The sequence below is a fragment of the Streptomyces sp. NBC_00224 genome (assembly GCF_041435195.1).
GTDB lineage: Bacteria > Actinomycetota > Actinomycetes > Streptomycetales > Streptomycetaceae > Streptomyces.
Window position 1 is genome coordinate 6,942,899 of record NZ_CP108106.1, and the last position, 13,251, is coordinate 6,956,149.

The following is a 13,251-nucleotide window of genomic DNA, read 5'->3' on the forward strand; positions in this document are numbered from 1 at the left end:
GAAGCTGGGGTCGGCGGTGCTGGGGTCTCTCAGCGGGCCGGACAGATGGCGCTGGACATACGGCCCAGGTCGACGTGTCGTCGACTCACCAAGGCAATTCCAGTTCCGGACATGACGGAAGCGTGTCACGCGTGTCTTGGGCCAGTCCACCACTATCCAAAATGTGGACAACAATGTCCCGAATCCTGAGACGGTGTGCTGTGGGTCACCTCGGCCATCCACCGGACGCGGGACCGGCGCCGCTCCTATCCTGCCTTGTGCCGGGGAGGCGCCGGGGGGTCAGGGGGCACGCTCGTGTGGAGTCAGATGCAGGCATGGGTGCCGGCCGTCGCGGCCTTCGCCGCCGGGGTCCTGGTCCTCAAACTGAAGGACTGGTTCAAGTCACTCGTCGACAAGGTCGCGGCCCTGCTCTACGACCGGCTCGCGGGCAGCGCACTGCTCGCCCGCACGGCGCTGCGCCGCTACATCGTCCGCGTCCACGAGCGCCACGAACGCTTCTCCGTCTCGTTCCAGATCGACGCTCCGCAGGCCATGGACATGTCGTCGGTGTACGTCCCGCTGCGCACCGCGTCCGGCTTCGGCGCGGGTGCGGAGCAGAGCGAGGCGGCGGCGTCGCTCCACGAGGCCCGCCGGGCCGTGGTCCTCGGCGTACCCGGCGCGGGCAAGACGATGCTCCTGCGCCACACCGTCCTCGCCTGGTGCCGCGAGCGCTACCGCCCGGACGGGCCGCCGCGCCGCGCCTGGTACGGACGCCGCCGCCCGCCCAAGGCGGAACCGGGGGAGCTCGTCGACGTACCGGTCCTGCTGAAGCTGCACGAGGTGAACCTGGAGAAGGGGGATCTCCGTGACCACATCGTGAAACACTTCGCGGACCATGACTTCCCGGGCGCCGGGAAGTGGACCGACCGGGCGCTCGCGGAGGGCCGCCTCGCCGTGTACTTCGACGGCTTGGACGAGGTCCCGACGGACCGGCGGAAAGAGGTCGCGGACGCGATCGGCCAGTTCATGCGCACCCAGGCGAAGTGCCGGACGGTGGTGACCTGCCGGATCGCGGTCTACCGGGGCGAGTTCAACGAGGACGCCGACCGCACCCTGCGGGTCCAGGAGTTCGACGAGCGCCTGGTGCGCCGCTTCCTGCACGGCTGGCCCTGGCCGGAACACCTGCCGCCCGACACGGTCGACCAACTGCTGGGCGCACTGCGCGACACCCCGCAGCTGATGCCGCTGGCCCGCAACCCGCTGCTCCTGACGATGATCGCGTACCTGTACAGCAATGTGTACGCGGGCACGGACCAGGTGCTTCCGCACACCCGCGCCGACTTCTACAAGCAGGTCACGGACAGCCTGCTCGGCGACCGCCAGCGCGACGCGCGGTTCTCGCACCCGGTGAAGAAGGCGGTCCTCCAGGCCCTCGCGCTCGCGGCCCAGGACGTCCCCTCGGACGTTCACGACCGGCTGGCGCTTCCGGAGCGGGAGGTTCTGTCGTGTGTACGGGCCGCGCTGGAGGAGCAGGGCCGCCCCGTGGACCGCGCGCAAGAAGTCCTGGAGGAGATCGTCGAGCGGAGCGGGCTGCTGCTCGCGGTGGACAGCGGGGAGCGCTACCAGTTCGCGCACCTCACGCTCCAGGAGTACTTGGCCGCGACCCGCCTCGCGGCCGACCCCTCGGGCTTGCTCGCCCGCTACCGCCGCGACCCCGCGACCTGGCGGGAGACGGTACGGCTGTGGTGCGGGGCGGAGACGCGGGACTGTACGGGGGTGGTGCGGGAGGTGTTCGGGCTCGACCCCTTGCTGGCGTTTCAGTGTCTGGCGGATGCGCCGGTGGTGGATGACGCTCTGGCCGACGAGATCGTCGGGACGTTCCGGTACCGGCTGGGCCGGGAGATGGGCGCAAGCCGCTCCCTGGTGATCGCCGCGTTCGGAGTGGTGGCGGCGGACCGGCGGGCCCGGGGGGCGGCCGTGTTCGACCTGCTCTCGGTGTTCGCCGCCGACGGCGGGAGCCCCGGGCGCCAGGCGGCGGCGCTGGCCGCACTCGCCGCCACGAATCTGCCGAGGGCGGCGGAGCGGCTCGCGGAACTGCTGCCCACGGTCCCGGGGGCCGGACCGGCGCTCGTGGGGATGGGTGACCTGGCGGTGCCGGCGCTGAGGCGGGCCGTGCTGAACGGGGAGCCGGCGGCGGCACGGTTGCTGTGGGAGATCCGGACCCCGCGTGCGGCCGTCGCGTTGGCGGCGTTCCTGCCGGAGGCGGTCGGCTACGGGGGGTGGGGGGTGGAGCATGCGTACTTGATCGCGGATCTGCTGCGGGACCCGGACATCGAGTGTGCTCTGCGGGCGCTTCCTCAGCGAGCCTTCGACGACGGCTTCCTGTGGGTGTGGAGGCCCTTCGCCGCCGGGGACGGCGACCCCCTCGTCGAGCGGGTGAGCCGGATCGTGAGGGTGATCACGGCCGAGTGGGCGTCCCCGCCCCCGGGAGTGGAGGCGGACCCGCGCATTCTCGCTGCGCTGGCCCTGGTGGGCTGGGGGCCGCCCGTCTCTCTCGCCGCCTCGGTGACCGACGACGCGCTGGCGGCCGAGCTGGGACGCCGAGCCGGCGCCGTCGTCACGTCGGCCGACATGGCATCGGCCCTGGAGGCCGGCAGGCCGGTGACGCTGGGGGAGCGGTACCTGCGGCTGGCGGGACTTCCCGCACGTCAGGTGCTCATGCTCGCCCTGCTCCCGGCCCGCCTGCGGGCCTCGGCCGCAGCGGTGCTCTGCAGGCAGAGTGCGATCACCGTAGATGCCTGGGAACGGGTCAACGAACCGGTCGAGTACCCGGACTACCACCTGATGGGCGGTTGGCATAGCCGGGCTCTGCTCGCGATCTGCTTCGCGGCGTCCGGTGTTGCGGCGTTCCGCGCGGCGGATGCGGCGGTCGGCTGGCACCCCTGGGGGCCCGGGTGGCTGGGCTGGGTGGTGATGTTCGCGATCGTCGGCGGGTGGGGGATGTTCCTGGCGGATTCGGAGATCAGCGAGGCCGTCTTCACCACCGCGCTGGTCGTGCTGGTGCCCGCGGTCTGCGTGTACGGCATCGTGGCGGCGCACGACTGGTGGGGGACGGCCACCGCGTGGGGTGTCTGGGCGGCCGTGGTGGGTGCCTGTGTGGCGCTCGGCGCGCGAGCGGACGCCCTCGACCGCCGCGCCGAGGCCTCCCGCACCCCCCTCCGCCGCTTCGTCCAGAACCACCTGAACCCGTAACTCACGCCCCCGGCCAAGCCCCCGGCGCCGCCACCTCCGCCTGCTCCTCCACCTTCGTGTCGAACAGCCGGAACCCCCGCCGCAAGTAGTTGTCCATCGCGTGCTCCCCGTCCAGCGAGCACGTGTGCAGCCACACCCGCTTCGTCGCCGGGCGGTCCGGCCAGCGCTCCGCCAGGTCCCACGCGCGGGCGATGCCGTACGACAGGAGGTGGCCGCCGATGCGGTGGCCCCGGAACGCGGGGATCAGGCCGAAGTAGACGATCTCCACCGCGCCCTCGTCCTGCGCGTCGAGCTCGACGTAACCGGCCGGGGTGCCGTTCTCGTACGCGACCCACGTCTCCACGCCCGGCTTGGCCAGGAACTCCTGCCACTGCGCGTACGACCACGACAGGCGGTCGATCCAGCGGATGTCGCCGCCCACCGCCGTGTAGAGGAAGCGGCTGAACTCGGGCGAGGGCACCGCCGCCCGGACGATCCGGACGTCCCCGGCGGGCTCGGCGGCGGGGCGCAGATCGCCCGGGGAGGTCTGTTCGAGGGACCATGTGGTGACGTCGATGTTCATGTCGTCACAGAATCACGGGGTGGTCGCGGAGCCCAAGCCGGGGCCGGGAAACCCCCGCTCAGTGCGGGTGGTGGCGGGCGCCGAGGACCGCCGGGGCCGTCGAGTGGGGGAGCAGGTCCGCCGGGTGGGCCGGCTGGATCACCTCCACCTCCACGTCCTCCGCGAACCGGTACGGCCGGTGGGCGAGCACCTCGGCCAGATGGCGCCGCAGCCGGGACATCTCAGCCCGTACCGTCACCGTACGCGTGGGGTCCTCGAAGATGTCGTGGGCCAGCTGCGCGGCCGTGCGCCCGGCGCGGTGCAGGGCCAGTACGTAGAGGAGCTCGGCGTGGCGCGGGCTCAGCTCCTGCGCCCAGCTGCCCGCGTCCCCCGAGACCGTCACCGACGAGCGGCGCGGGCGGCTCAGATCCAGCACCACCCGCCGCGGTATCGCGTCCGCCCGCCGCACGTCGTCGCCCACCGCCCGCACCAGCCAGCCGCCCGGCAGCGGCTCGACCGCGCACATGCCGAGCGAGGGCAGCCAGACGCGGCCCGCCCGGAACGACTTCGGCAGCGGCAGCCGGTCCACCGGCGGCATGCCCGTCACCGCGGCCGTCCAGCCGTTGGTGTCCACGGCGAGCGCCCGGCCGCCGACCCGGCACAGCACGGGAGCCGCCACCGTCCGCAGCCGCTCCACGGCGGCGAGGTGGCGGGTGCGCAGCTCGGCCTCGGCGAGGCGCGAGACGGAGGTGACGAACGCGAGGGTCGCCGGGTGCATCGTCGACAGCGGGCCGCTCACGTCCACCACGCCGAGCAGCCGCCCGTCGCGCGGGTCGACGACCGGCGCGCCCGCACACGTCCAGGTGTGGTGGGCGGAGACGAAGTGCTCGGCCGAGTACACCTGCATCGGGCGGCCGGTGATCAGCGGGGTGCCCACCCCGTTGGTCCCCACCACGCCCTCGCTCCAGTCGGCCCCGACCTCGAACCCCAGCGCGTCGGCGTTCCTGAGGACGGAGGCGTGGCCCTCGCGCCACAGCAGTTTTCCGTCGGCGTCGGCGACGACCATGATGTGCCGCGCGGCGTCCGCGACCGACACCAGCGCCTCCCGCAGCACCGGCAGCACCTCCTTGAGGGGGGAGGAGTGGCGGCGCCGCTCCACCTCCGCCAGCGGCAGCAGCCCGGCGTGGCCGGAGCCGTCCGGATCCACCCCGTGGTCCAGCACCCGGCGCCAGGACGCGTCGATCTCCGCGCGCGGGGCGGGCTTGGAGGGCAGGCCGGCGAGTGCGGCCGCCCGCATGCCCTTCAGCAGCCGGGTGGCTTCCCGTACGTCCATCGCGGCCAGCCGGGCCGGGTCGAGGGGCGTGGTGTCCTGCATGGGGGTCCTCCTGCCGGCACCGGCGTCCCGAGGGGGAGTTGAACACGGGTGCCACGAATTCATCGTGCCCGCCCGGGCGTTCGCGCGCGGCGATATGCCGCACATGGTTGCAACCCTTTGCAACTCTCGCGAAGGGTCGTGCGTGTGTACGAAGGTGGTGGAACACCGGATGTCCGGTCGTCATGGCCCGCAAGGGCGCATGAGTGCGGGGGTGGTGCCGTGTCGGCGCAGCACCACCCCCGACGGACGTTCCGGTCCGGTGTACGGCCGCCCCACGGACGGCCGTAGCCGACGCGGAAGCGCCGACCAGGACCGTCCGGACGTAACGTCCACGACCGTCCGGCTCAGGCCTGCGCCCGCGCCCGCTCCACGACCGCGCCCAGGTCGAGCGTGTGCGGCAGCGTCCCGAAGGCCGTGCCCCAGTCGCCGCCGAGCCGGGACGCGCAGAACGCGTCCGCGACCTCCGACGGCGCCCAGCGCACCAGCAGCGACCCCTGGAGCACCAGTGCCATCCGCTCCACAAGGCGGCGCGCCCGGGCCTCGATGCCGTCCAGGTCCGCCAGCTCCGTCAGCAGGTTCTTGATCGCCCCGTCGAGGCGGTGGTCCGCGCCGCGCGCGCGGCCGACCTCCTGGAGGAAAGCGTCCAGGGCGTGCGGCTCGCGCTGCAGCGCCCGCAGTACGTCCAGCGCCTGGACGTTGCCCGAGCCCTCCCAGATCGAGTTCAGTGGCGACTCGCGCAACAGCCGGGGCAGCCCGGACTCCTCCACGTACCCGTTGCCGCCCAGACATTCGAGGGCCTCGGCGACGACCGGCGTACAGCGCTTGGTCACCCAGTACTTGGCGGCCGGCACCGCGAGCCGCAGCAGCGCCCGCTCCTCCTCGCTGCTGGAGTCGTTCGCCGCCGCGAGCCGCAGCGCCAGCGTGGTCGCCGCCTCCGACTCCAGGGCCAGATCCGCCAGCACGTTCTTCATCAGCGGCTTCTCGATCAGCACCCCGCCGAACGCGCTGCGGTACGCCGCGTGGTGGATCGCCTGCGCCACGCCCTGCCGCATCAGCGCCGCCGAGCCGACCACGCAGTCGAGCCGGGTCGCCGCCACCATCTCGATGATGGTGCGCACCCCGCGCCCCTCGTCCCCGACCCGGCGCGCCCACGTCTCGTCGAACTCGACCTCGCTGGACGCGTTCGACTTGTTGCCCAGCTTGTCCTTGAGCCGCTGGATCCGGAACGTGTTGCGCGTCTCGTCCTCCAGGACCCTGGGCACCAGGAAGCACGTCAGCCCGCCCGGCGCCTGCGCGAGCACCAGGAACCCGTCGCACATCGGCGCCGAGCAGAACCACTTGTGCCCGGTCAGCAGATACTCACCGGCGTCACCGAGCGGCCTCGCCCGGGTGGTGTTGGCCCGGACGTCACTGCCGCCCTGCTTCTCCGTCATGCCCATCCCGAAGAGCACCCCGGCCTTCCCGGCGGCCGGCCGCAGCCCCTCCTCGTACACGTGCGAGGTGAGCCGGGGCTCCCATACGGCGGCCAGCGCCGGATCGGTCCGCAGCGCGGGCACGGCCGCGTGCGTCATCGACAGCGGGCACCCGTGGCCCGCCTCGGCCTGCGTCCACACCAGGAACCCGGCGGCGCGCCGCACATGGCCGCCCGGCCGCCCCCAGGCGTCCGTCAGCCCCGCCCCGACGGCGTGGCCGAGCAGGCGGTGCCAGCTCGGGTGGAAGTCGACCTCGTCGATGCGGTTGCCGTACCGGTCGTGGGTGCGGAGCTTGGGCGGGTTCTCGTTCGCCAGCACGCCCCACTCCTGCGCCTGGGCGGAACCGGCGGTGCGCCCGAGGGCGCTGAGCTCGTCCCGCGCCTCCTCGACGAGATCGGGCGCCAGATGCCGTTCCACCCCCTCGGCAAGAGCGCGGTCGGACGAGAAGACGTCGTATCCCACCAGGGGCGGAGCCTGGTTGGTCACTGTGTGGGTGGTGGCTGCCATGCCGATACGGTAAGGAGGTGCAGCCAGCAAATGAAACACCCGAGCGGCCATCGGGCCGACTCCACCGGGCCCCGAGCAGACTCCACCGGGCCCGCGTCCTCTACCGCAACGTATCGAAGCGGAAGATGGCCTGGCTGCTCCTGAAGGACACCGTCAACTCGTGCATCGAGTACCGCATCCTCGGGCTCGCGGCCGAAGCGGCCTTCTTCACCCTGCTCTCGCTGCCTCCGCTGCTGCTCAGCCTTATCGCGCTGCTCGGTTACGTGGACGGCTGGACCAACACGGACACCGTCGCCACCATCAACAAGAACATCATCAACGCCGCCCAGTCGGTCCTCTCCGACCGGGGCGTCCACGATTTCGCCGAGCCGCTCCTGGCGGACGTCACCAAGGGGAAACGGCCGGAAATCGTCTCCCTCGGCTTCGCCTTCGCGCTCTGGTCGGGCTCCCGGGCCGTCAACGTCTTCATCGACACCATCACCGTGATGTACGGGCTCGACGGCCACCGGGGCATCGTGCGCACCCGGATGCTCTCGCTGCTGCTCTACATCGTGGCCCTGCTCATCGGCGCGGTGGTGCTGCCGCTCGCGGTGGTCGGCCCGGACCGGGTGGTCGAGCTGATCCCGTGGGGAACGGATCTGATCAGCGTCCTGTACTGGCCCGTGATGATCCTCCTTTCGGTGGCATTTCTGACCACCCTGTTCCACGTCTCGGTGCCGGTCCGCTCCCCGTGGATCGAGGACGTGCCGGGCGCCCTGGTCGCCCTGGCGATGTGGGTGCTCGGGTCGTTCCTGCTGCGGATCTACCTCACCAACACCGTCGAGGGCCCCACGATCTACGGCTCGCTGGCCGCGCCCGTCGCCGTGCTGCTGTGGATCGGGGTCTCGGCCTTCGCGGTCCTGGTGGGCGCGGCCGTCAACGCGGCGATCGACCGGGTGTGGCCGTCGGTCGCCACGGCCGCCGCCCGCGCCGCCAACGAGCGGGTCAAGACGGCCCAGGCCGCCGAGATCGTGGCCCGCGCCGCCCAGGCCCGGGCCACCTACCAGCCCGACCCGGACGACCCCGATCCCTCCGACCCCGGGATGCCGTCGGAGTACCCGGAGCGGTGGTCGCGCTTCCTGCCGCCGGACGACGTGAAGTCCCGACTGCACGGCCGCGACAAGCCTTAGCCGTCCGCCAGCGCGTCGGTGATCGCCCCCAGCGACGTGGTCACCAGCGTCGCCCCGGCCGCCCTCAGGTCCGCCGCCGAGCCCGCCCCGTCGGCGATCCCGACGTACGGGACGCCGAGCCGGGCGGCGGCCGCCGCGGCGCCGGGCATGCGCCCGACCACCAGCGCGTCGGCGATGCTGCCCACGGCCTGGAGAATGGCGTCCTCGCCCATCTGGGTCCGCGCCCGGATGTCCACGGCCACGTCCCCGAGGGCCCGCCGCACCGCGCCCTCCGTACCGCCGGTGACCACGACGACCCGCCGCCCGGAGTCGGTGAGCGCCTGGATCGCCTCGTGGGCGTGGGGGCGGGAGAGGGTGCCGTCGTGGTCGATGAGGACGGTGCGGGTGGGGGCGAGGAGGGTGCGGAGGGGGGTGAGGGAGGGGAGGAGGGTGACGCGGGCGAGGAAGTCCGGGCTGTGCGGCGCCAGGACCACGGGCTTGGTCAGCCGTGCGTCCACCCGGATCTGCGCCAGGTCGAGCTGGGCGAGTCCGTGCTCGCGCACCAGAGGGCCGAGTTCGTCGCTCAGCCGGCGCCGGATCTCGTCCACCGCGACGGGGCTGTCCCGCGACCACCAAGCGACGTCCGTCCTGGCGGTGAAGGCCAGACCGTCGACTGCGCTGGGGAGCGGAAACTCGAAGGTGGTGCCGCGACCCGACGGTGGTTCGATCCGCCGGAACCAGACGATGTGTCCGGCCTCCTCGAACCGCTCGTACTCCTCGGCGCTGCGGGCATCGAGCATCCGATGGAGCTCGTCCGGTACACACAAGTCGACCGTGCCGACGCGAGCCGCGTCCGTCGGAGTCGGCGGAATGCCGATGACGAACCTGGCCCGGCCGTACTCGCTGTCCAGATGCACCAGGACGCGCAGCCGCACGGATGCGAGTTCGTCCCACGGCACGCCCCGGATCACGCCCTTGGACAACTCCTCGACGATCCGCTCCAGCACGGCGAGCGGTGCGCCCTCGGGGCGTATCAGAAGGTGAGTGGAGGTGCCGTAGGGCTCCGACACCTCCGGTGCGACGCCGAACACCGCCTCGACGGCGGTGAGCAGTGAGGCGGGTACGGGTTGCAGGGCGCTTTTCGGCAGGACCTCGACGACCACCATCGGGTGCGGCACCCTGCTCCGCAGGATGTCCCGCCGCTCCGTCACCGTCCGCAGCAGCTCCGCCAGCTCGCCCCGGTGCAGCTCCGCCCAGTGGCCCGGCATCCCCTCCAGCGGCTCGCCCGCCCACAGGCCGAGCGCGGTCTCGTACCGCTCCAGGGCCAGGTCGCGGTCGCCGGAGGACTCGGCCGTCTCCGCCTGGAAGACGAGCTGTTCGGCGTTGAGGAGGTCGACGTCGGCGCTCTTGAGGGTCAGCCGGTACGTCTCGTCGGCCGTGCCCTCGACCGGGTGGCCCAGGCGCCTGAGGCGGCCCGCGACGCCGTGGACGTCGTCCCGCCACTCCGGCGCCCACAGTTCCGTGCCCGCGACCCGCTCCCCGCGTGCCAGCACCAGCGCGCACAGCATGCGCAGTTCGGGGCCGTCGGACTCGGGGGCCGGGATGCCGTCGACCCAGGCCTCGGGCGGGCCGAGCAGGCGGTAGACGCGGCGGGTGGTGGAGGGGGAGGAGAGCAGGTCGGCGGCGGCGCGGCGGCGGGTTCTGGGGGACTCGTCCAGGAGCCCGCCGATCGCCGAGGCGAGGAAGGGGGCCCGGGACTCGTGCAGAGCAGCCGAGGCCGTGGCGAGGCCCGCTTCCGTCAGCCGCGTGCCGACGGCCATCTCGAAGAGCAGCTCTCCGGCCGCCAGCAGGTCGTCCTCCAGCTTCGGCCCCGGATCGTGCCGGACGCCAGGGTCAGACAACAGCGCCCCCCGCTCGGCCGACAGCAGCACGTTCTCGGCTCGTACGCCGCCGTGGACGATGCCCTCCTCGTGCAGGGCGTCGAGCCCGGAGACCAGTTCCCGCGCGGTGCGCAGGATGTCGACCACCGGCCAGCCGTTCGGGTGGCGCGCCATCGCCTCGCGCAGCGTCGACGCTTCCACCAGCTCGGTCACCAGGCACCACGCGTCCTCGACCGCGAAGGCGTCGAAGTTCAGCAGCAGGTTCGGATGGTGGATGGCGGCGACCTGGCGGGCATCGGCGAGGAAGGAAGACGTGGGGGCGGGCCCCCGGTCCGCCGGGAAGCGGTACAAGGTCACCGCCACCTTCCGCCCCGACGGCAGCTCGGCCGCCCGCCACACCTCGCCGGGTGGACGCGGCCCGATCCGCTCCACCAGCTCGTACCGCCCCGCCAGCACCCGCCCCCCGCCCACCCCCTCCGGCCCGCGCAGCATCCGCACGCTCTCTCGGCTCACCAGCGCGAACGGATCCCCCGGCACCGCCCCCACCGGTCCGCCCCGCGCCGCCACCAGTGCGCGGAACTCGCCGGGGACCGCGCCCGCCAGCGCCTCGATGCGGGCGTTCACCCGGCTCAGCAGGCCGCTGGTGCGGACGTGGGACGTGTGCGGCAGGGTGCCGAGCAGGACCTCGCGCACCCCGGGCCGGAAGTCGTACGCGCCGGGCGGGCCCGGCACCGCCGTGAGCATGCCGCTCAGGACGACCTCGGCCAGGTGCCGCGGCTGGGGGTGCGGCTCCACGGCGGCGTGCACGAGCCGCATCACCGGCAGGTGCGCGCACCCGACCGCCAGATGCGACGCGAGCCGGAACGCGGCCGGGGACGCCACCGACCGGAACCGCAGGACGAGTTCGTCGGCGGGCAGGTCGGGGAGCGGTGTCGCCGCCTCCCCGGCAGGTGGCCAGGGACCCAGCACCGCCGCCGCGCCCGGCACCTGCGTCCCGCCGCGCGCCCCCACCAGCTCCGCCCAGTTGCGCAGCCAGCGCGCCGACGGCTCCAGGACGGGCACCGGGATGCCGCCCGGTACGTTCGCGGCCGCGTCGCGCTCGTACGGCTCGTACGGGAGGAACGTCAGCGACGTCCCGGCCGCGCCCGGGCCCGGCGTGCTCAGCAGTCCGGCGGCGGGCGCGAACGCCGTGTACTGCCACAGCCGTTCCGGCAGCGGCTGGACGACGGCGACCGGCAGGGTGCGGGCCCAGCCGCGCAGCGTGCGGTACCAGCGGCGCCCGGCCGGGCCGTCCCGCCACTGCGGGCCCATGCAGTCGCTGAGGACGAGCACGGCGGTGCGGCTGGTCGCGGCCGGGCGGGCCGGGAGCCCGCCGTCGGCGGCGAGCGGCAGCACCTCCACCGTGCGGAACGCGCCCGTCTGGGCCAGCGCCCGGTGCAGATCGCGCAGCAGCGGCCGCCACATCGCCATGGTCGGGCCCGCGTCGAAGACGATCCGCAGGTGCAACCAGCGCTCCGGGCGGGGGCGCAGCACCGGGAACCACCACTCGGGGCGGTCGCCGGCCAGCGCGCCCCGGTGGGCGGTCGCCGTCTCGTCGAACTCCCGCTCGTACGCCGACGGCACCCGCCGCTTCAGCGGGCGCACGGCCCGCTGGAGCGCCAGGGGATGCGCGAGCATCGCGGGCGCGGGGGCAAGCAGGGGCGCGTGCTCGCCACCGCGCTCCGGCGCGGGCGCGGGGCGGCCCGGCGGCGGGGTGCGCAGGGGTACGCGCTCGGGCGCGTCCGGCCGCTCGGCGGGGGCCGCCTCGACGGGCACGGCGGGCTCGGTGGGCTTGCGTGCCTCCCGCTCCCGTACGTCGTCGGGGAGCGGGGGCAGCGGCAGCCGCGCGTCCGCGCCGCTGCGGACCTCCGGCTCCTGGCGCATGTGCCCCGCCAGCCACAGGGCTTCGGCGAGTTCCCGCCCGGTCGGCGCACGGCCGCCCGCCGCGGCGAGCACATGCCGCAGCCGGTCCACGAGAGGCCGTTCCCGGGCGGGCTCAGAACTCATCGGGCCGCAGCCCCTCCGTCTCCAGCGCCTGGCTCAGATACGGCATCAGATGCTCGGCCAGCTGCTCGCGCGACGGGCCCTGAAGCCCCGAAGTGCGCGTCAGATACACCGCGTTGAGGAGTTGGTCGGTGGCCAGCTCGCCGCCGGAGGCGCGGTGCAGGAACGTGTCGACCAGCTCCAGCGCGTCATCGTCGAGCTGGCCCAGATGCGCGTGCAGGATCGCCTTGAGCTGCTCCTTGTCCGGCTGCTTGAGCTCCAGCGTCACACAGCGGCGCAGGAACGCGGGCGGGAACTCGCGCTCGCCGTTGCTGGTGAGCACGACGAAGGGGAACGCGTGGCAGCGGACGCGGCCCCGGTGCACGCGTACCCGGGCGTCCGCGCCCGCCACCATGACGTCCGAGCCGGGATGGCGATGCGCCGTCCGCACCAGCTCCGGAATCTCGAACTGGCCTTCCTCCAGCACGTTGAGCAGGTCGTTCGGCAGGTCCAGATCGCCCTTGTCGATCTCGTCGATCAGCAGGACGCGGGGGCGCTGGTGGGGGAGGAGTGCGGTGCCGAGGGGGCCGAGCCGCAGATGCGGCGCGATGTCGTTGCGAAACGGCACGCCGAACGGCCTGGGCTCGGGTTGGCTCTCCTCCCGCGCCGCATACAGCCGCGACAGCGGATCGTACTGGTACAGCCCGTCGTCCAGCGTGCTGCGGCTGGTCACGTTCCAGCGCAGCACCGGCCCCAGCATCAGCTCGCGCGCCACCGCGTACGGAAGGCTCGACTTGCCGCTGCCGGGCGGGCCCGTGACCAGCAGCGGGCGCCGCAAGTACAGGGCCGCGTTGACCAGTTCGACGCTCTGGTCGGTGACCACGTACGTCTGCGCGCGGTGGGTGCGGTCCGGCGAGGAGGCCGCGTCGTCGGGGTCCTCGGTCGGCGGCGGCAGCAGCGGCTTCCCGTTGAAGGCGCGCCAGGGCGGCGGCGGGGGGAGCTGGGTGATGCCGTCGTGCGGCTGGCCGCCGCCGGTGTACACGGGCCACAGGGGCATATGGGCTGCTCCAGATCC

At 73.5% G+C, this 13,251-nt stretch carries 8 protein-coding genes; 2 read left to right on the forward strand and 6 right to left on the reverse strand.

All coding sequences use genetic code 11. The features are described 5' to 3' along the window. Nucleotides 1–29: 29 nt before the first annotated feature. On the reverse strand, nt 30–113 hold the full coding sequence (locus tag OG965_RS30950; protein ID WP_310591794.1) for a putative leader peptide: 84 nt from the start codon (nt 111–113) through the stop codon (nt 30–32). Nucleotides 114–306: 193 nt separating this feature from the next. Between OG965_RS30950 and OG965_RS30955 the strand changes: the two genes are divergently transcribed. Beyond that, entirely contained in the window at nt 307–3,231 is a 2,925-nt protein-coding gene (locus OG965_RS30955; RefSeq protein ID WP_371655330.1) for an NACHT domain-containing NTPase, read from the forward strand. 1 nt (nt 3,232) lies between these two features. On the opposite strand, the gene OG965_RS30960 is transcribed toward OG965_RS30955, so the two are convergent. From OG965_RS30960 to OG965_RS30970, 3 genes are all read right to left on the reverse strand, one after another. Then, the gene (locus tag OG965_RS30960; protein WP_371655331.1) at nt 3,233–3,793 is read right to left on the reverse strand and encodes a GNAT family N-acetyltransferase; all 561 of its coding nucleotides are present in this window, start codon (nt 3,791–3,793) and stop codon (nt 3,233–3,235) included. A gap of 58 nt (nt 3,794–3,851) precedes the next feature. Then, on the reverse strand, nt 3,852–5,147 hold the full coding sequence (locus OG965_RS30965) for a GAF domain-containing protein (RefSeq protein WP_371655332.1): 1,296 nt from the start codon (nt 5,145–5,147) through the stop codon (nt 3,852–3,854). A 344-nt stretch (nt 5,148–5,491) separates the two neighbouring features. Next, entirely contained in the window at nt 5,492–7,126 is a 1,635-nt protein-coding gene (locus OG965_RS30970) for an acyl-CoA dehydrogenase family protein (protein ID WP_371655333.1), read from the reverse strand. Nucleotides 7,127–7,143: 17 nt separating this feature from the next. On the opposite strand from OG965_RS30970, the gene OG965_RS30975 reads away from it, so the two are divergent. Further along, complete coding sequence (locus OG965_RS30975) at nt 7,144–8,295, forward strand: YihY/virulence factor BrkB family protein (RefSeq protein ID WP_371655334.1); 1,152 nt, start codon at nt 7,144–7,146, stop codon at nt 8,293–8,295. On the opposite strand, the gene OG965_RS30980 is transcribed toward OG965_RS30975, so the two are convergent. Together OG965_RS30980 and OG965_RS30985 are read right to left on the reverse strand one after the other, a co-directional pair. Then, nucleotides 8,292–12,200, reverse strand: a complete 3,909-nt coding sequence (locus OG965_RS30980) for an SAV_2336 N-terminal domain-related protein (protein WP_371655335.1) — start codon at nt 12,198–12,200, stop codon at nt 8,292–8,294. The two genes, OG965_RS30975 and OG965_RS30980, sit on opposite strands and share 4 nt — an antisense overlap. Beyond that, nucleotides 12,190–13,233, reverse strand: a complete 1,044-nt coding sequence (locus OG965_RS30985; protein WP_371655336.1) for an AAA family ATPase — start codon at nt 13,231–13,233, stop codon at nt 12,190–12,192. Before OG965_RS30985 ends, OG965_RS30980 begins: the two co-directional genes overlap by 11 nt. Between the last annotated feature and the right edge of the window lie 18 nt (nt 13,234–13,251).